A 19,748-nucleotide genomic window follows, 5' to 3' on the forward strand; every position below is an offset into this window, starting at 1 on the left:
AAAAACCTCCCGAAGGAGGTTTTAAAAAGTATCTCAAAGTGATTTATTAATAAGCCACTTTTTTCGTAACGGTCCTGTTGTCATCAGCAGTTACCTGGATTAGCAATACCTGTTGCTCCGCGTTGAACTGGTTTACAGTGTATGCTGAAGCGTTCACGCCTGATTTCTCAAACAGCAGCCTGCCGCGGATATCAAAGATTTTCACGTTATCCATAGTCACCGCTCCGGTATTGATGACCAATTGGCCGTTTTGCTTGTAGATAATGACACTGTCAGCATCCAAAGCTGGTGTTTCCACACCAAGAGGTGCATTTTGGTATACTACTTCAAAACGGTTGGTGTAATTTCCTGCAGTGGCAGCAAAAGTATATGCACCGTTCTTGATGTTGTGGTAGGTTCCGGTGTAGATGTCCCTGAGGAAGATATCCTGATCAGCAGAGAAGAATCCGTCGGTATGGTCTAAGCTGATGCTGTAGTTCCCGTCAGTTACTGCCTGCAGGCTCAGCGGCACAACATCAGTATTTGCAAACGGAAGTGCTTTACCCTGAATGGTGTAAGCTGTAGCATCAAGCAGGCTGTAAATACCCGGCTTACCTGCTTCAATCGACTTACCGTCGAAGTTCACATCGACTGCATCAGTTGCATCGGCAACATATCCTACAAGCATTTGGTTCAGTTTTTCACCATCTGCATTGTTGAGGTTGAGCCAAAGGCGTCCGTTGGCAGTGTCATTGGCAGTCCTGAAGAACTGGTCTGAATGGTTGTCTACCCTCATGCTGTTGGTGAATGTTACCAAAGGAGTGGCAGGGGCAGCAGGTGTCTGCACTACAAATCCCTGTCCTACCTGAATGAATCCGTTAGGCACAGCGCTTCCTGAGCCTGAAGCGGCTCCGGTGCCGTTAAAGGTAGCATAATTCGCACCTGAAGCGGCAGCCTGGTTGAAATGCGTCCAGAAGTAGATCGTACCCAGGTTAGGGTTCGCCTGAAGGAATGTCGTCGCGTTAATCGTCGAAGGATAAGGGTTACCTACCATGTTGTACCCTTGGTTGTTCCGGGTTACCGGCACTGTAATGGTTCCGTTGTTTGGCGTTCCTGAAAAAGTCGCAGTGTAATCCTGTGGCGTATTCGGGAAATTGGCGGGAGCCCTGACCATATAGCCGTGTCCTGCAGCCATCGTGGTTATCGTCGCATCTACGTTGGCGAAATTGTTGTTGGTTTCATCCAATACATAGAAACGGTTTGGCAGGGTATTCGGCGACACGTCGTGAAGGATCATATCGGCTACCGGCGAAGACCAGTATACGTAATCCTGCCTTCTCATATTTGCAGTCCTTGAAATCGAAATGGTGCCGGTGTTTACCGCAGCGCTGTTCAGCTGAAGCATGTTGGCATTGTTTTCGAAAACCAGATTCCCGCCGTTGATTGTCAGATCGTCAGTAAGTGTGAGCGAGTCTCCCGAAGAGATTGTTACAATTCCTGAATCAATAGTCAGGGTTTTAGCAGCCAGGCCGTTGTTTCCATTCGTGGCTGAGGTGAAGTCACCGTCAATGATGGCAAAGGCATCTCCGTCAGGAACACCGTTTGACCAGGCATTACCATCCCAGGTCGTGTATTTCCTCAAGGCGAAATCCCTGAAACGGATACCTTGGGACGGATTGGAACCAACCGCCATCCTGAATCTCAGTCGACCGTTTGAGGTGTTGTATGAAGACAGGTCAATGGTCTGGCTCACGGTTACGTAAGTTGTTGAAACCGGGCTGGCCAATGCACCTGAAAGCGGCGCGTAAGTGTTACCACCGTCTGTTGAGATTTCAGCCTGCAGGGTTTGTCCCGAGCTGCCATTGAACGTAGCAGCCGTAAACGACAACTGCACATCGGCATACGCATTAAAATCAATAATCGGGGTTTCTACATAAGCATTGTTGCCGATCATCTGCTCATATCCGCTTGACGGCGGGCTTGCAGTGAAGGTAACACCATTGAATCCGAAGCCTAAGTTCACGGCTTCGTCATGTTGTGTCTGCGTGCGGAATGTGTTCACGTAAGACAGTGCCAAAGGCAGCCTTACCGCGCCCTGTACCGTAACGGTTTTGTCGGTTGAACCACCGCCGGCCACCGTCAGCGTGCCGTTGTAAGCGGCTTCGGTAAGTCCGGAAGCCAGTCGTACATACACTGTTGTAGCAGCCAATGTACTGCCGGTGTATGGCAAGGTCAAAGGACCTGCCCCAAACGTGACATTATCCGTTGACAATTGGAAACTGGCGGAATCGCTGGTTACCGTGATGTCGCCTGCAGCAGGGGTTAAGTTTGCACCGGTCACCGTAAACGATTTTGAAGCCGACGGACCGTTGCCCACGATATAATCAAGTTTATTAAGCGATGCAGCCGAAACGTTAAGGTTAATCGCCGAACTTGGGGTAATGACACCGTCGAAGTTAAAATCTGTGACACCCAGTGTACCTGTTCCGCCCCATGCATAAATACGGAACGTAATCGGAGCGGCGACGTTTTGGAAAGACGCCCCCGACAGATCCACTAAGAAGCTTGCCGCGGTTGTTGGCAAAGTCAATGAGCTGATGTTAGCGGTGTAAGTGTCAAGACTGGACCTTACTGCAAGGTTTGTAGGTCCTGTGCCTGAACGAAGCATGCTGAAAATCAGGTTTGTGAAATCAATTTCGTTGCCGCCTTGTGGTGACAATGTAAATTCAAAATAATCCGTAGCGTCGAATGCGACACCCCATCCGGTAGCGTTATAACGGTCTGCACCGGCATTGCCTGAAATTCCGGCTCCTCTGCCAATACCTGAGGCGCTAAGGTTCGCCGCAACAAACTGTCCGTTGGTATACGGGTTTGATAAACTTGGATTCGTATCAACGATCAGGTTGTAGAAAATCGGATTGAATACGTCAAATGTCGCGCTGTCAGCAGATGTTAAACCGGTTGAGGAAGCTGTTAAATGGAATCCTGAACCGTAAGCAGTGTGCGTCAACGAAGCGAAAGTAGCAATCCCTGCCACCGCATTTGCGTTCGCCGGCGCCATGGTACCTGTTGATACCACATTGATTTGAGCGGTGAAATCAAGATCGGTGTTGTTATTGCCATCGATCGCTTTCACGGTCACCGCAGGGACCATCGGAACATTGATGAATGTATTTGAAGCGTTTTGGCCATAAGCCAGCGCCGTAGCGGATACCTCGATACGGTTTGCATCGGCAGTGATTGAAGTCGAAGCACCACCCGCGTTGGCAACGGCGAAAATAGACCCTGTGCTCTCCGCAACAGCAGCCGTAACCGCCAATTGTGATTGCTGGTTGTCAGTAACCGTCGTCTTGTATGTAGCCCTTACAGAAAATGATTTGGAAGCACCTGAAGCGGCTTCGATTGCAAGTCCTGTGAACTGCAGTGATGCAGCTGCGGTAATTTCGTTGATTTCATTATTCGCATCGTCATACAGCGCTACTTTTTCGAAGTTGGCGCTGTTAGACAGGCTCAGGGTAAGGCTTGTCAGCTTTGTAGTAAGCGCGTCACCCGGTGTGCCGACAATGTCGTTGACAAGGAAACGCCCGATCTCAATGCTGCTTCCGGTAACATCAGTTCCCGTAAATGCGGCATAATTCACGTTTTGTGTTTCTGTAAATGCAGGATCTGCCGTGATGGTTGAAACTGCATCACCCGCAGGGCTTACCAGCATCCTTGGGCTGCTGTAGGTCTCAACACCTGTCGGCGTACCGGTCGCGGCTTTTGGGGTTACACCAAAACGGATGTACCTGTTAAGGTCAGTCGACGTCAGTTGGTACGAAATCGAATTGGCGCCCGGAATGGCATTTTCGTTAGATCCCGAAAGATCATCTGAAAGGAACCATCTGTAGGTGCTGGTACCTTCAAGGTCGCCTTCGGTGTCATTATAAGTGTAATTACCAGTCAAAGTCTGCCCGATTGTAGGAGTTCCTGTTACAGAAACTGCTGTAGCGGTAGGTGCCTGGTTGGTCGGAGAGTAAGTCGTAATACCATTAACAGAAAGGTCACTCGCAGTTGAGTTTGCAACGTCAAAGATGTAGAATGTACCTGTGGTACTGCTTGCACCGTAAGGAACAATCCTGAATGTAATTACACTTGTGGCAGGAACATTCTGCAGTGCGGCAATACCTGTAAGATCGGTCGTAAGTGTGGCGCCCGACGAGGCTGTGTTTGATAAAGTATACGTGGTGATGGTCGTAAATGCGCCGCCATTAATTGAATACTGTAATTCAGCAGATGAAGCACCTGTTGAGGATCTTCTGTAACTGAAAGGATTTACCGAAGTCAGCGAAAGCGTATAATCCGTTGCTGCCTGTGTACTGAATGTGATGAATTTATTTGCGGAAACCGCAGCAGCAGCGCTAGATGCCCATCCGATACCACCCCAGCCCCTTGCAGCTCCTGTTGCTGCGGTAGGACTGTTCGAGGTGGCTACACCTGATCCTCTTATCAAAGAGCCGTTAACCACATGTGCTGCACTTGTGGTTGGAGCCAATGGGCTGTTTCCAAAGAAGTTCGTTCCTCCCGGCTCAGTGCTTACGTTCCAGGCAATAATCGAAACCGGAGCCGCATTTACCGTAAGTGTCTGTGGCACTGACGTAGCAGCACTGTAGTTTACATTACCTGCCTGTGACGCAGTGATGGTCGTTGTACCGGCACCTGTAATCGTTACCGTATTTCCTGAAACCGTAGCCACCGCAGGGTTAGAGCTGCTGTAAGCAACAGTCAGTCCCGAAGACGCTGTTCCGGTCAATGCAAATGGGGCATCAGCCGTAGTCTTCGTTGCAAGTGTACCAAAAGTAATCGATTGTGTTGCCTGTGTAATTGTAAAGGCTGTAGCATTACCTGCGGCCTGTACAAAGCTGTAGTTGGTTGCAGACAATCCTGATCCGTTTAAGGAATAAGACGCTACCGGGCTCGCAATCGTCGCAATAGTAGTGAATACGGCTGTTCCTGTAGTCGCTGTAGCGATGGTTTCGCCGTTAACGAATCCGGTCACATTTCCGGTAAATGCAGGGTTCGCAGTGTTGTAAACCCTTGTTGCCGGATCTGCAGTATATGTCAGGACTGCTGGGTTGATTGAAGCCGTATGGCCTGTAGTATCAAGAATGTAGTTACCGCTATCAGTACCTGCAAGTGATAATCCTGTAATGTTAATTGCGTAGTTGCTGCCTACGTTTACTGAAGGGAACACGGCTGTCAAAGCACCTGTCAGTGATACATCTTCGCTGCCGATAACACCACTTAAAGCAGGTGTGCCCGTAATAGAAACAGTATCATTTCCGTCATAAGTCTTGGTGTTGAAAGCAAATCCAGTAAGCGTCAGCGTCTTAACGGTAATGTCAGCAAACAGACCCGTTGGCTGTGTCAGGCTGTAATTTCCTGCTGCGCTTCCCGTTAAGGTATATCCTGTTGCAGTTACGGCGATACCGTTTCCTACAGCAGCGGTTGCAAAAGTGGAAGTACCTGAGGCACCGTTAAAAGCAACATTGGCAACATCTGCGGGAAGTACACCGGATAAACCGGCTGTCCCCGATAAAGTAGCAGTGGTTGTGCCGTCATATTGCTTGTTGTTGGCTGCCAGTCCCGAAACCGTCACTGTTTTAGCCGTGATATCAGCAGTGATGCCAGAAGGCTGTGTAAGCGTATATTTGGCACTGTCTGCGCCGCCAAGCGACAACGAAGTGGTCACCGGCTTTGCATTTCCTGCATTGGCATTGTTAAAATTACCATTTCCGCTAACGGTCACATCGTCTGATCCGACAATACCGACCAAAGTAGCGCCTGAAATGGAAGCAAACGTCAGTCCGTCATACTCCTTATTAGAAGCAGTGGCTCCGGTTACAGTAAGTGTTTTGGTATTTACTGTCAGCGATTGACTTACATCGGGAGCAGCATTATAAGCACTGTTTCCGGCTTGTTGCGCCGTAATTGTAGTAGTACCCGGTGCAACAATAGTCACCAAGTTTCCACTCACGGTAGCCACGCTCGGATTAGAGCTTAAGTAAGTAACAGTTAATCCCGAATCGGCAGTAGCGGTAAGTGCAAAGTCTGCATCACCATAAGTTACATTTGAAAGGGCATTGAAAGTAATGATCTGATCTGATTTCGTTGTCGTTGTAATCAATTGTAATTGCGGTACATCTGCAGCGGCATCATAATTTGAATCTCCTGCCTGTGAGGCGGTAATTGTAGTGGTACCTGCACCAACGATAGTAACGATGTTACCCGCTACAGTAGCTACGTTGGTATCTGAACTCATATAAGTAACGGTCAGTCCTGAGCTCGCCGTCGCTGTCAATGCAAACGGTGGGTCATTGTCAGGTCTGCTTGCCAATGGGCCAAATGTAATGCTTTGACCTGCTTTGGTAATGTTTGCAGTCAACGATGGTTGTGAAACCAGGTTGTAATTTCCGGCATCTGCACCATTTAAGGTAAACCCGATTGTCGTTACTGCGATTCCGTTTCCGGCGTTAGCGGTAGCAAAAGTGGCAGAGGCGGAAGCACTGTTAACTGTAACAACGTCCGGAGAAATTACGTTTGTGACAGACGCACTGCCTGTATTTAATGTAGCGGTAGTGTTGCCATCATAAACCTTGTTGTTCGCCGTAACACCTGCGATGGTCACATCGACCGGAGTGATATTTGCCGTAAGGTTTGGCTGTGTCAGGCTGTAGTTTGTTGAAGGCGCCGTATAACCGGTAATGTTGATTGTTTTGCCGTTTCCTACAGTAGCCGTCGTAAAGTTGGCAACCGGCGTTCCGCTTACAGAGAAACTTTCCCCATTTTGAAGGCCTGAATACGCAGCGGTTCCCGTGAAACTTGCCGTCGTAAGCCTGTCGTAAACTTTATTTGAACCGGTAAGGCCTGTGATTGTTAAAGCCGCGGCATTGACCGTGTTGCCGCTGGCAGCAGTAGTGATGTTTACTGAAGTAGCACCTGTACTGCTCAATACGATGTTTTGCGAATTATAAGTTCCTGTCACAGCTGCATTGGCAGCAAGGCGGACGCTTAATGTACCGCTTGCATTTCCTGCGGTTTGAGTGAAAGTGGCCGTAGGGCCATAAGTAACGCCATCGTTTGCTACTTCAAAACCTGTTGGTGCTGTAGCAGTAATGTTGGCAGTCAATCCACCACCCGATACTGCAAATGTTTGCGCAGTAGAGGCGGTACCGTATGTGGTTGTAAATGCTGTTGCCGTTGCTGCACCAACAATCGTCGGGTTACAGTAGTTGGCAGCGGTAGCGCTGTAACGGAAACTGGCCGCAGTACCGTTACTGAAGTCAGTACTGTTATTATTGGTGTCCAAACAACCGGAATTATTTCGCTTGTATGAGTTCACATTGCCTGATAATGCAGCCGCTGGGGCAGTCTCAAATGCGCTTGCCGTTGCGCCATAACCAACAAGGTCAACGATCGTGGCACTTGCAGGATTACCACCAGATAGGGCAGTAGTGCTATTAGTTAATGCAACTTTCCCTGCCGTAGCGGACATGTTGATTGCAGTGTTTGAGAAATCAAATGAAGAGATGGCAGTACCATTTGCGCCACCGTTCGCAAGCCTCACCAGGAAATACTTCCCCGGTTGAACGGTAACGTTTCCGAGATTCGCTGTGGCAGACCATGCACCCGTACCCGTTGCTGATAAATATTGAACGGCGTAATTGTTCAGGTTAATTGGCGAACTGCTTGGATTAAACAACTCCACAAAATCATGCTGGTACGTAGCACTCGTGTTACCGCCGCCGCCATAAATCTGGCTGATGACCATATGGTTTACCACTAATGCAGTAATATCGGCAGTAAGTCCTGTTGGCTGCGTCAGGGTATATCTTGAAGCTTCAGTGCCTCCAAGCGTCAAAGCAGGGGTTACAGGTTTTGCTGTCCCTACATTCGCATCGCTGAAAGTTCCGCCACCGCTGACCGTAACATTGTCAGCACCCACAGTACCTACGAGAGTAGCGCCTGTAATTGTTGCCGTTGTAGTGCCGTCGTAAACTTTTGATTGGGCGGTAGCACCTGTCACGGTTAAGGTTTTTGTATTGACGGTAAGTGATTGTACCACATCTACGGCCGCATTATAGTTGATGTCACCGGCTTGCTGCGCGGTGATGTTGGTCGTTCCGGGTTTCAGGATGGTTACGGTATTGCCGGAAACAGTAGCCACGGTAGGATCGCTGCTTAAGTAGGTTACGGTAAGCCCCGAATCCGACGTAGCGGTCAGCGCGAATGGAGCGTCACCATAAGTTACCGGGCTTAATGCGCCGAAAGTAATGGTTTGTCCCAGTTTTACGGAGGCGATTACATGTAAGTTCTGTGGCACGTTTGCAGCAGCGGAATAATTTGTATCACCTGCCTGTGACGCCGTAATGGTGGTATCACCCGCGCCCACAATCGTTACAGTATTTCCTGAAACGGTTGCCACGTTGGTATCCGAACTGCTGTAAGTTACCGTCAGGCCTGAACTTGCTGTAGCGGTCAGGCTGAACGGCGGATCGGTACTTTGTTTGTCCGACAAGGGTCCGAAAGTAATTGTCTGGCCGGCTTGCGTAATATTAGCTGTCAGCCCTGTCGGCTGCGCAGTTAAGCTGTAATTTCCGGCTTGCGCACCGCTTAGTGCGAATCCAACAGTGGTAACGCTGATGCCCGTTCCTGCATTGGCAGAAGCAAAGGTAGCCGTAGCGGCAGCACTGTTAATCGTGACTACATCTGAAAATAACACGCCTGAAACGCTGGCGCCGGTCAGGTTAAAAGATCCTGTTGTATTGCCATTATAAACTTTATCGTTTACCAGAACGCCGCTAAGGGTTACGCCTCTGGGGCTTACTGTATTTCCGCTGGCCGCGGTGGTGATGTTGACATTCGTCGCTCCTGTCGTGGATAAGACGATATTCTGAGCGTTATAACTTCCGCTAACCGCGGCATTGTTTTTGAGACGGACGCTTAAAGTACCGCTGGCCGTACCGCCGCTTTGTGCGATAGTAGCCGTATTGCCATAAGTGACGCCGTCGCTGGCTACTTCGAAACCCGTTGGTGCCGTAGCAGTAATATCTGCCGTAAGGCCGCTTCCTGAGACAGGGAATGTCTGCGCAGCCGATGCGGTACCGTAAGTCGTTGTAAAAGCAGTTGCGGTTGCCGCACCGGTGATGGTAGCTGTACTGGCAACACCTATAACTACATTGTCAAGATAAACCCTTCTGGCTGCAGAAGGATTCGTAAACATGGAGTATACACCAAAAAATGATGAGCTAGTAATTGTATTGTCACTTAAAGTTCCGGCGCTGGTTGTAGGCGTAGCTCCGTAAGTAAAGCCCGTAGAATAAAACAATTCAAACACACCTGCAGCACTTCTGGTAACCCTGATATTTAAACCAGCAGCTAGCGCGCTGGCGTTGTAATTTGCGCTTGAAGGGAAATTACCTACTTTGGTAGGGGCTCCCGCTCCTGACTTTTTCCACAATTCAATTGGGTCAGTAGTACCGTCAACTCCAATCCTTAGGAAATACCCAGTCCACGTAGCGCCCACCATTGAGCCGGTAATCGCGGTATTCGACATAAGTATAACCCCAAAATAATTTCCGCTGGCCGGACTAAAACTGCCAGAACCCAATGAAAATGCCCATTCGCTGACTTCGGTACTCGGAGTGGTCAATGTGACATTTGCAGTACCTGAGGTCAAAGTGCCCGCCAGGTAAGAACCATCTGTTGTCGCAGTTCCACCGGGAAGGGGAGTTGTTGTAATTACACCAAAACTTCCGGTGTCCCCAGACCAAATCGGTGATGCAGTAAAATTACCATCTGTAAAATCGTCCGTAGTCTGCGCGGCGCTTTTAACACCGCAAAGAAGAAGGGCTACCAGTAAGAGACGGTAACTGTTAAGTAGAATTGTTTTCATCATTTTTTATTTAATTGACAGGGAGCAAAATTAAGTGTTTTTAACAACAAACCATGGCTTTCTTATTAATAATTTGTTAAGGATGAGTGCATAAATTGTTGATAAGTAACATCGTTCAGACGCATTTTGTAGAAAAAAATCAATTTATTACATTTTGTAACCGACTGAGCCCATCGCGTTTCCGCGTATCAATCGCATTTCCGCGGCATTTCAAACGGGATTCCGGAGCATTGGTCAGGCCGTAACCGTTAAGTTAACATAGCGTCAATGCCTTTGTAAGACAAAGCAGAAGTTTTAGTAGTTTTGTGTCCATCCCCAACCAAGTACTTCATGCTTTTCGAGTTCAGTTTCTACAGTTCGCTGCTGCTGGTCATCTTCAGCCAGGGAATCATATTTGCACTGCTGCTGCTCCGCAAGGGCATCGCAGCAGACAACCCGTCAAATGTGTGGCTCTCCGCCTTCATTTTCTGCTGTTCGCTTTATTTTGCGCCCTGGATGCTCGGGTTTGCAGGCTGGTATGACGCGCAGCCGTACCGGGACATTTTGTTTTACATTCCGTTTCAGCAGCTTTTTCTGGTGGGACCGCTGATTTACTGCTACACCCAAAGCCTCCTCAATCCGCAGTTCAGCGTCACGAAAAACGTGCGGCTGCATTTCGTTTTGCCGGCGGTATACCTCGTATACTGTCTTTTGATGTGGATTTATGACGATTTCATTTATGAAGGGTATTATTTCTACGCCTCAGGCAGCGACAAGGATTTTGAACCTTGGTACCAATACGCCGGATTGGCCTCGATGGGTTTTTACCTTATCCGAAGCATCCGCTTTTACGATACATATAATGAAATTGTGGTGCAGGTCACCAGTTTTGCCGACGGGATCCTGTTTCGCTGGATAAAGACCTATTTGGTAGCCTTCCTGATCTTGATGTCCCTGCCCGTCATCTTCGACCTGGTCGCGTTGTTTTATCCCCAGGCGACATCATATGCCGGGTCATGGTGGTACTTCCTTGCCTATTCGGTGGTGATGTATTACCTGGCACTTACTGCGTATTCCAATCCGGTGGTTCAGAAAATGGCATTCCGGGTCTACTCGGAAGGCAATCAACAACGGGTCGCATTGGGCACACCCGATGATGCCCCGCCTACCCTTGAGCTCCGGGACCAGGAGGAAACAAAGAAACTGCCCGACCTGGAGCATTGGAAGCAACGTATAGAACGGCTCATCCGAGATGAGTCGCTTTACCGCAATCCGGAACTCACGCTGTTGGACGTGTCAACTCAACTCGGAAAAAATCCCACATTCGTTTCCAAGGCCGTGAACCAGGGTTTCGGCATGAGTTTCAACGACCTGGTCAACTCTTTCCGAATTGATGCGGTTTGCACAGGAATTGCAAACAACGAACACCAGCAACAGACGCTGCTCGGGATCGCATTGGACAGTGGTTTCAATTCAAAAGCTACGTTTAATCGTGCCTTTAAGAAACACACCGGGCAAACACCGACGGCTTTTCTGGCCCTGATTCCGAAAAAAAGCGATTGAAAAGGTCTCAAATCATGATATGAAGCGACCGGCAAAGGCATAAGCTGCAACTTTGCCCTGAATCAAAACGCAATATCATGACAAAAAAAACAAAAATGACGCTGGTCCGGGTGCTCTTCGCCCGCTTAACAAGACCACTGACCATGCCTTACTGGTGGCAGGATGTCCTGCTGATGGCGCCACGTGTAGTCTGTGGCTACTGGCTAACTTCTAATTTCGGTGCAGCCAAATTCGGATTGCCGTGGTCGCCGCCGGAAAACAATCTCGGTTTTTTTGAGGTAGCCTTCTGGTTTCCCAATGATGTCGCCGCTTACGGCGGAGTCTTTGCCCTTTGTCCTGCACTTTTTGCCTGGATGGGCGCCTTCAGCGAAGGGGTAGGGGGGCTTTTGCTGGTTTTGGGCCTGCAGACACGCATCGCCTCTTTCCTGATTGCGTGCACGATGATCGTAGCCGCGTTCATACAACACGGAGGCGAGACCCTTTGGAATATGCTGCCAGCAATGGCTTTCCTGTTCGTCGCCCTGTTCAATATGGTGCTTGGTTCGGGCCGCTTCGGACTCGACTATTTATTAACCGCTAAAAAATCTTCTGATGAAAAACTTTAAGATATTCGTCGTCGCCTTATCTCTGGCGCTTATCGGCTGCGTTCAGCCCTCATACAAACGGACGCTGCTCATTACACTCAAAGTCAAAAGCAGTGAAAAAATCACATCTGTTGGCATCCGCGGAAACGACAAGCCATTCAGCTGGGATTACGATTACCCGATGCAGTATGACGCGGCTACCGGCTGCTACACCGCTAAGGCGGTCATGACAACCGGGTATGCTTTTACAGACATCAAATTTACCGTAAACGGGGCCTTCGAATTACAGGGAAAAGACAACCGCAGGCTGCTTTTCAGGGACAAGGACACGCTGGTCTACACGGCTGAGTACAATGTTATGAAATAATAGTAAGCTTCCGCTGACGGACCTTTGCAACATTACAACACGTGGTGCGCCAAAACCTTCTGCACTTCATACACATTCACCGATTTGCTGAATTGTGCCTTGATGCTGGGTTCGGCCTCACTCGAAACCCATATCCTGAGTTCGGCGTCGAGGTCGAACGTTCCGGCCGACTCGATGCTGAATCTCGAAATGCTCTTGTAGTTGATTGATTTGTACTCGACCTTGCTGCCTGTCAGTCCCTGGACATTCACAAATATCAGTCGTTTGCTGGTAAAGATGAAAGTATCACGGATCAGCTTGAAGCCGAGTTCGATATGTTCACCGTCGATTAAAAGCTGGCTGTATTTTTGGGTCAGTTCGTCCGGATTGACGGCTCCGGCGTTGCCTAGTAATGCTGAAAATATTCCCATAAGGTGTAAAGTTGTTTATTATTGTAAAACGAAGGGGCGATCAGGCCATTATCCTGTTATGAAACCGTTGCCGGCGCCGTTTTTTTGTTGTTCATAATTTGTCGGTATGCCCCGTCCCAGAGCGCCATGCGCGCGGCGAGTGATGCTTTGGTGGCCTGAGTGGCTTCTTCCCAGCGGGTTGCGTCTGCGCCGCATAAATGGGACGTCATCTGCAACGCGAGATGGCTGTGGTGGTCACCGTCAACCTCAATATGCCTTTCGAGGTAATATTTAAAAACCGAAATGCTTTCCGGGAAACGGCTGTCGAGATCGCTGACCATCGAAAGGAACATACCGGGAATCAGATCCTCTCTTCCAAAAGTGAAGATCGCTGATTGGAGGTAGTCTTTGCGGCTCTCGATAATTTTGAAAGTGAACCCGACAAAATCCCTGGCTTCCTTCGGAATGTCTGCAGCCTGAAGGGCATCCTCTAAACTCCTGCCGTTTTTCAGGCCAGAAATGAAATTTTCAATGGGAGCGGTATCGGCACCACACTGATGCATCGCATCGAGGTAGAGCTCGAAATGGCTCTTGCGGTTTCCGTTCAGATCCACATCTGACTCTTCACCCGCCACGATTTCATTGATCAGGTAACGCGTATCCGCCGATCCTTTCGGGAACCAGGGCACCGACGTGCACGTGAGCTCGTTTTGCAGTGACTTTAAAAGCGACATGAAGTCCCACACCGCAAAAACGTGGTATTGCATAAATATTTTAAGGTCTTCGGCACTTTCTATGGCAGAATATACTTTGTGGTTGATGATTTCCTGCCGTAATGGCGCGATGCTGTTCTTGATTGCTGCTGTCTGTTCGTTCATTTTAATTGTTATTGTGTGGCGGGAGATATTATTGCTCCACTTTGGCTAGCCAGTCTTTTATTACGTTTTGTAATGCGATTCGGTTTTTATTAAGATCCGCGATGGAGCCCAGCCGGATCATTCTTCGGCCGTCAGCGTAGTTTCCTTCCAATACGCCGTCGCGGTCGTCGATGATGTTACCGGTAGGAAAAACCAGCAACGCATAATTTTTTCGCGTATGTATGACAAGGATGTCCCTTTTGTACTCTTTCGGATCGAACGGTTTCATATCGCCGTTGTAAAAAAAGGCAGGCGAATTCCATTTGATGTGCTCGCTCACGAGGGTGTCGGTTTCGAGCACCGCGGTTCGGATCGCTTCGGTCAATGCGGCAAAATCGGGGTGCAGGTTGCGGATGAATTCCGTTACACTTTGCGGGTCGTGGTCGTAGGCTGATTTGCTCATGCGCAAATATAAAAATTATTGCCGACTGCCCCAGTGGAATATTTTCATCGCGCGGCAAGGGGGCTCATCACGCGATATCACCCGCCCGGAACGACCATTCGGCATGGAGGTCCAGATCCTGCCGCAGCAGCAGATGCAACTGCGCCGTATGATGCTGGGTGTGCCGCAGGTTATAAAGCAGGATTTCCAATATCGGATAGTCCATGTCGCCGGGATCGTCGCCCTCCGTAAATCGGTCATGGAATTTTTCGCCGCTCAGGCTTTCAATGGTTTCTTTGCATTTTTCCCGGCTTCGCGCGACGTATGCTATGAGCTCATCTTTAGTATAGTGCCTGTCAGGGATCAGGTCGCCAACAGCTTCCACAGGCTGCGATGCTTCTTTTTGGGTAAAAGGAAGCAAAGGCGAAAAGCCGGCGGGTGGAACACTCAAGTAGTAGTCCAGAAAGATGGCACTGTGGTACGCAATGTAGTAAAAACGTTTTCGGTCCGCGAAATAGGCGTCGGGACAGGTTGAAATCGCATTGATCAGCATGTCTATGGCGGCACCGAATTGGTTCCATATCGCCTCCCTGATTACTTTTTCCATAGGATTGATGTAAAGGTTTTTGCACATTCCACATCCCAAAAATAAGGATTCTTCACTTCTCATCCGTTGGAAGCAGCAAAAATGCGGCGTCGGATGACAACAGTATCAGAGCTGTTCTGCAACAAACGCGGCAGCATAGTTCCGGATCAGGTCCCGCACCTTCCTGAATTCATGCCATACGGCAGCGTCGTCTCCGGTCGCTTTAGCCGGGTCGGGGAAATTATGATGGAATTTTTTCGCGTTCGTTGGAAAGAACGGACAACTTTCTTTTGCATGGTCACAAACGGTGATGACGAAATCAAAATCGACACCGCGGTACTCTTCGATGTGATTGGATGTGTGGCCTGAAATATCGATGCCTGCCTCCTGCATGACAGCGATGGCGCGCGGGTTGACCCCATGTGTTTCAATGCCCGCGCTGTACACCCTGGCTTTACCGTCCGCGAAATACCGCAGGAATCCTTCGGCGATCTGGCTGCGGCAACTGTTTCCGGTGCAGAGTACTAATATATTTTTCATAATTAAACTAATAGCCATATAAAGTTGATGATACAGAATTTAGCATCCCAACCGAAAATCAGCTGGAGCACTATGACTGAAACGGTAATGACAATGGGCCGTCTGTATTTCGAAAAAAAGTTAACAGCAGTTTCCATCAGGTGCGCAAAGGGGTTTCTCTGATTCAGGCAACTGTATTGATTTTTTGGGCATCCCGCAACTGTCATTTGCAAGGCAGGCCGTCCGCTTGTCGAGTAAAACGAAGTCGCTGCCATCAAAACCGAGGTCATATTTCCCGATAGTACCTGCCTGATATTCGACCTCAATGTCCAGGTCCTGCATGTCTAAAACCTTTTCAGAAAGTGCGATGATGTTCCTGAGCTTTGCAGGCTTAAGCCGGTGCTCATAGTCGTTTGCATCCCAGAGCTGAAAATTCGCCATGTTTTCCTTCCGGACCGTTCCGCCGCAGTCAATGAAATGTTTGGAAACCACGCCCACTTCAGTCACGTGAAAATGGTCCGGCACGGTTGCGCCGTTTTCAAGTTTAAAACGCACGGTTTGTACCGTCTCAAGGATTTTTTTTATTTCAGATAGCTTCATGATGCGTAAGTTTTAACAACAATTATTTTTCTTTCTTTCAAGGTGCCTGGAGACATTGGCAAAATAGTCCTCCAGTATTTGCAAAACCGTTTCGTCTATGCAATAGCAAACAGCGTTCCCTTCAATGCTCCCTTTAATCAGGCCGGCGTTTTTGAGTTCCTTAAGATGCTGTGAGACGGTGGGCTGGGCGAGCGGCAGTACGTTGACGATATCTCCGCAAATACAGGTATCTACCCCCATAAGGTATTCCATGATAGCAATCCTTGCCGGGTGCCCCAATGCCTTTGCCAATGTGGCCATCCGGTTCTGCTGTTCCGTAAAGTGGTCGGTTTTCGTGGCGCCCATCTTATTTATTTTTATATTGCAATATTACGATAAAGTATGAAATAGCAAAAAATATTTGGTTATTTTTTTATCGGTCTTGGCAAAAACTGAGCCTGACCGGCTGGAAAAACAGTCCGCGAAGGCTTGTGCGGTGGGGTTTATCACGCCTTATTCCTGTCTTGCCGGGATACAGATAATGAAGGTACTGCCGCCACCTTCCGTACCTTTGGCGGTGACCACACCGTGATGATTCTCAACGATTTTCTTTACGATGGTCAGGCCAATACCGGTTCCATCGTAGCTGTCCTTAGGGTGCAGGCGCTGGAAAATATCAAAAATCCTGCTGCTGTAATCCGGATGGAACCCGATTCCATTGTCTGCTACGCTGATGCGGTGGTGATCGACAGCCAAAGGGAAATCGGCAGGATCCCGCTTTTCAGCCGGGACGTAAACACAGTCGATCGTAATGTGCGGCGGTATATCCGGCATTGAAAATTTAACGGAATTCGAGATGAGGTTCCGCAGCAGCTGCCGGAATTGCATCGGAATCACGTTTACGTCACACAGCCGGCCCATTTCAATCACGGCATGGGTCTGCTGCAGCCGTTCTTTGAGCGAATCCATAACGTCGCTTACAATCTTACCGAGGTTGGTTTTTTCAAACTTCCGGTCCTGTACCGAAGTACGCGCATAGGCAGAAAGGTCATTGATCAGGTTCTGCATGTGCTGCGCCGAAGACCGGGAGCGTTCAAAATAGTATCGCCCTTTGGTGGACAATTGCTCATACTCCTCTGTAAGGATGCGTGTAGAGAAAGCCTGTATTTTCCGAAGCGGCTCCTGTAAGTCGTGGCTCGTGATGAAATTGAACGATTCGAGTTCCTTGTTGATGATCAAAAGTTCCGCGGCGCGTAATTCCTTTTCCTTGTGCTGGGATACCAGCGCAATGTTGGCTTTGGTCAATGCCTCGGCAAGTTGCTCGTTTTCGTAATTTCGGACTGCAAGTTTCTTGTTCGCGCTGAGGAGTTCGGCAGCCCGTTTGCGCTTTTCCTTCACCTGGAATGCCAGCTCCTTGTTGGCCTGGATCAGTTCTGCCGTGCGGGCTTCTTTCTCCTGATTCTGGAAAGTGAGTTCGGCATTAAGGATGATCAGTTCGGCGGCGCGCAGTTCTTTTTCCTTGTTCTCAAAAGCGAGTGCTTTGTTGGCAATGGCCAGTTCGGCCGCACGTTTGCCCTTTTCCCTGCTCTGGAAGGCCAGCTCTTTGTTGGCCATAGCCAATGCGGCAGCCTGGTGCGCCCTCTCGCGGTTTTGTAACGCCAATTGCTGGTTGGCTATGAGCAACGCGGCTTGGCTGTCACCCGGGTCGTCTTCCGGTGTGGGGCCGTCGGGAATCGAAATGTCTTTTTTCATTCGGCTGTGGTATTTCCCAAAGATAGGCTTTAATTACGGTAAACCTTTGGCTATGGCCTGCCATTCCATCAGCCAGTACTTTCAGCGGGTGCCGTGTCGATTTGTTCAGGGGCTCGCTGAAGGATGCATTCCGCTACGCAAGGGCACGATCCAGACGCAACCCAGCATGGTACAAGCATAAATGAGCACCCAAAGGTATTGCTGCGGTCCGCGATCGGGCAATCCCTTGTCGAAAAAATAGAAGCTGACCCACACCGAAGCCAAACCGTATACACTCAATACCGATTTTGTGTTTCGGTAGCTTGACCGTTTGAATAGCGTATGTCCGATGAGCCAGAATACGATCATAGCGGGAATTGACAATAGCAATCCATACACCACCATAAAACCGAGCATTGGGGCGGCCTGTACAATTTCGTCGGCCTGTGTTCCGTTAATGGCGATGCCCAGGATCAGGAACAGCAGCAGTGGCGCGGCAAGCGCGGTGGAAAGCCATACTTTAATGCTGTAGGTCACTGTGTCTTTCAGGGTATACAATCTCAAAATTCTGTTTAATGTAAATGAAACTTCAAAGTCAAATATATAAAAAAGAAATGCCACCGTGTCTGTATTTGCGCCTGTCCGCGACGAACCCGTTTGGTACCGGTGTCCCGGCTGTGATGCGATAACCGTCCGTGACCGGTCCGACAGTAGTGCGGCACTAATGCGGTACTAGTGCGGTACTAGTGCGGTACTAAAGCGGTACTGGTGCGGCAGAAAGCGGTAAAGCACATCGCGTCAGCCAGTCCGTTTTCTTTAACAAAAATTTGTCTTTGACATTTACAGCGAATGCTATACCTTTCGGGCCATTTGCATTGAATATGAAAACCCTGAAAATATCATACTGCGTCCTGCTGTTGCTACTATCATCTGTGGCAGCGCGCGCTGGCTTCATCCTGCTGCCGATGGACGAATCCACCCAGCAGAACCACCTGAAGGCCTACGGCATCACGTACTGGTGCCTCGACAGGCAGTATAAGGCGAGTTGGCTGCTCAACTACCGCGGCGGCTCATTCCTGTTGCCTGATGCGCCTGAAATCCGCAAGGAATGCCAGATCCGCGGGGTCAGTTTTGAACTGCTGTCCGATGACGAAGCCAATGCAATCCTCGCTGAAATCTCAAGTCCGTCCCAGAACATGGAAACGGTCATACTCGAAAAAGCGCCGAAAATAGCAGTATACACGCCCAAGGGCAAACAGCCCTGGGACGATGCCGTGACGCTCGTGCTCACTTATGCCGAAATCCCTTTCACCCCGGTATACGACGAGGAAGTGCTTTCTGATCAGCTGCTGCTCTACGATTGGCTGCACCTGCATCATGAGGATTTTACGGGGCAATACGGTAAATTTTATGCGAGTTATAAAAATGCCCCGTGGTACATCGAACAGAAAAAAGACGCCGAGGCCCTGGCTACGAAGCTGGGTTACGCCAAGGTATCGGAAGAGAAACTGGCTGTGGCTAAGAAGATCCGCGATTTTGTCATAGGCGGCGGCTTTATGTTTGCCATGTGCTCTGCCGCAGACAGTTTTGATATTGCGCTGGCTGCTGATGGGGTTGACATCTGCGAGCCCATGTTTGACGGAGACCCCAGCGAAGCGAATTACCAGTCTAAACTCCAGTTCAGCAACACCTTTGCCTTCAAGAACTTCACGCTTGAGCGCAATCCGAACATGTACGAGTTTTCGGATATCGATATGACAAACAAGCGTGCGAATGTCCCGATGGAAAAGGACTATTTCACGCTGATGGATTTTTCTGCAAAATGGGACCCGATCCCAAGCATGCTGTGCCAGAACCATACGATGCTCGTCAAAGGCTTCATGGGCCAGAGCACCGCATTCCAGCCTGATCTGGTCAAGTCGAATGTACTCGTCATGGGCGAATGCCAGCTCAACGGCGAGGCGCGATACATCCATGGAGAGAAAGGGAAGGGGATGTATACTTTCTACGGTGGGCATGACCCGGAAGATTACAAACACCAGGTGGGTGATCCGCCGACTGTGCTGGACCTGCACCCGAATTCCCCCGGATATCGGCTGATCCTGAACAATGTGCTTTTCCCTGCGGCCCGCAAGAAAAAGCTCAAAACTTAAACTTTTCTCAGACTTTTCTTCACAAATCCTTTTTTAATTTATTTCCGAGGCCGGGAATAGGTTAAAATTGCCTGTTTTCGTACAAT

At 49.2% G+C, this 19,748-nt stretch carries 14 protein-coding genes; 4 read left to right on the plus strand and 10 right to left on the minus strand.

Annotated elements, in window-relative coordinates:
- Window positions 1-46: 46 nt before the first annotated feature.
- Entirely contained in the window at window positions 47-9,916 is a 9,870-nt protein-coding gene (locus tag HYN48_RS08185) for a YDG domain-containing protein (RefSeq protein ID WP_108370641.1), read from the minus strand.
- Between the two features lie 327 nt (window positions 9,917-10,243).
- Between HYN48_RS08185 and HYN48_RS08190 the strand changes: the two genes are divergently transcribed.
- From HYN48_RS08190 to HYN48_RS08200, 3 genes are all read left to right on the plus strand, one after another.
- Window positions 10,244-11,455, plus strand: a complete 1,212-nt coding sequence (locus tag HYN48_RS08190; RefSeq protein WP_108370642.1) for a helix-turn-helix domain-containing protein — start codon at window positions 10,244-10,246, stop codon at window positions 11,453-11,455.
- Between the two features lie 77 nt (window positions 11,456-11,532).
- Window positions 11,533-12,060: a DoxX family protein gene (locus HYN48_RS08195; RefSeq protein ID WP_245945938.1), complete on the plus strand. Its 528-nt coding sequence runs from the start codon at window positions 11,533-11,535 to the stop codon at window positions 12,058-12,060.
- A complete protein-coding gene (locus HYN48_RS08200; RefSeq protein WP_108370643.1) occupies window positions 12,047-12,406 on the plus strand; it encodes a hypothetical protein in 360 nt (119 codons plus the stop codon). Before HYN48_RS08195 ends, HYN48_RS08200 begins: the two co-directional genes overlap by 14 nt.
- A gap of 32 nt (window positions 12,407-12,438) precedes the next feature.
- On the opposite strand, the gene HYN48_RS08205 is transcribed toward HYN48_RS08200, so the two are convergent.
- The 9 genes from HYN48_RS08205 to HYN48_RS08245 all read right to left on the minus strand — a co-directional run bounded on the left by HYN48_RS08205 (window position 12,439) and on the right by HYN48_RS08245 (window position 18,073).
- Window positions 12,439-12,816 carry a PH domain-containing protein gene (locus tag HYN48_RS08205; protein WP_108370644.1) on the minus strand — a complete coding sequence of 126 codons (378 nt, stop codon included), beginning with the start codon at window positions 12,814-12,816 and terminating at the stop codon, window positions 12,439-12,441.
- A gap of 56 nt (window positions 12,817-12,872) precedes the next feature.
- Window positions 12,873-13,673 (minus strand): DUF3050 domain-containing protein, encoded by an 801-nt coding sequence (locus tag HYN48_RS08210; RefSeq protein WP_108370645.1) that lies wholly within the window; start codon window positions 13,671-13,673, stop codon window positions 12,873-12,875.
- Window positions 13,674-13,701: 28 nt separating this feature from the next.
- Complete coding sequence (locus tag HYN48_RS08215; protein ID WP_108370646.1) at window positions 13,702-14,115, minus strand: DUF1801 domain-containing protein; 414 nt, start codon at window positions 14,113-14,115, stop codon at window positions 13,702-13,704.
- Between the two features lie 67 nt (window positions 14,116-14,182).
- Complete coding sequence (locus tag HYN48_RS08220) at window positions 14,183-14,701, minus strand: DinB family protein (RefSeq protein WP_108373483.1); 519 nt, start codon at window positions 14,699-14,701, stop codon at window positions 14,183-14,185.
- Window positions 14,702-14,806: 105 nt separating this feature from the next.
- A complete protein-coding gene (locus HYN48_RS08225) occupies window positions 14,807-15,220 on the minus strand; it encodes an arsenate reductase ArsC (RefSeq protein WP_108370647.1) in 414 nt (137 codons plus the stop codon).
- Window positions 15,221-15,340: 120 nt separating this feature from the next.
- Window positions 15,341-15,799: a DUF6428 family protein gene (locus HYN48_RS08230; RefSeq protein WP_108370648.1), complete on the minus strand. Its 459-nt coding sequence runs from the start codon at window positions 15,797-15,799 to the stop codon at window positions 15,341-15,343.
- Window positions 15,800-15,811: 12 nt separating this feature from the next.
- Window positions 15,812-16,144, minus strand: coding sequence for an ArsR/SmtB family transcription factor (locus HYN48_RS08235; protein ID WP_108370649.1), 333 nt, complete (start codon window positions 16,142-16,144; stop codon window positions 15,812-15,814).
- Window positions 16,145-16,291: 147 nt separating this feature from the next.
- The gene (locus tag HYN48_RS08240) at window positions 16,292-17,530 is read right to left on the minus strand and encodes a sensor histidine kinase (protein WP_108370650.1); all 1,239 of its coding nucleotides are present in this window, start codon (window positions 17,528-17,530) and stop codon (window positions 16,292-16,294) included.
- Window positions 17,531-17,635: 105 nt separating this feature from the next.
- The gene (locus HYN48_RS08245) at window positions 17,636-18,073 is read right to left on the minus strand and encodes a hypothetical protein (protein WP_146171749.1); all 438 of its coding nucleotides are present in this window, start codon (window positions 18,071-18,073) and stop codon (window positions 17,636-17,638) included.
- A 401-nt stretch (window positions 18,074-18,474) separates the two neighbouring features.
- On the opposite strand from HYN48_RS08245, the gene HYN48_RS08250 reads away from it, so the two are divergent.
- Complete coding sequence (locus HYN48_RS08250; RefSeq protein WP_425433126.1) at window positions 18,475-19,662, plus strand: asparagine synthetase B; 1,188 nt, start codon at window positions 18,475-18,477, stop codon at window positions 19,660-19,662.
- The last annotated feature ends 86 nt before the right edge of the window (window positions 19,663-19,748 follow it).

This window comes from Flavobacterium magnum (assembly GCF_003055625.1).
Lineage (GTDB): Bacteria > Bacteroidota > Bacteroidia > Flavobacteriales > Flavobacteriaceae > Flavobacterium > Flavobacterium magnum.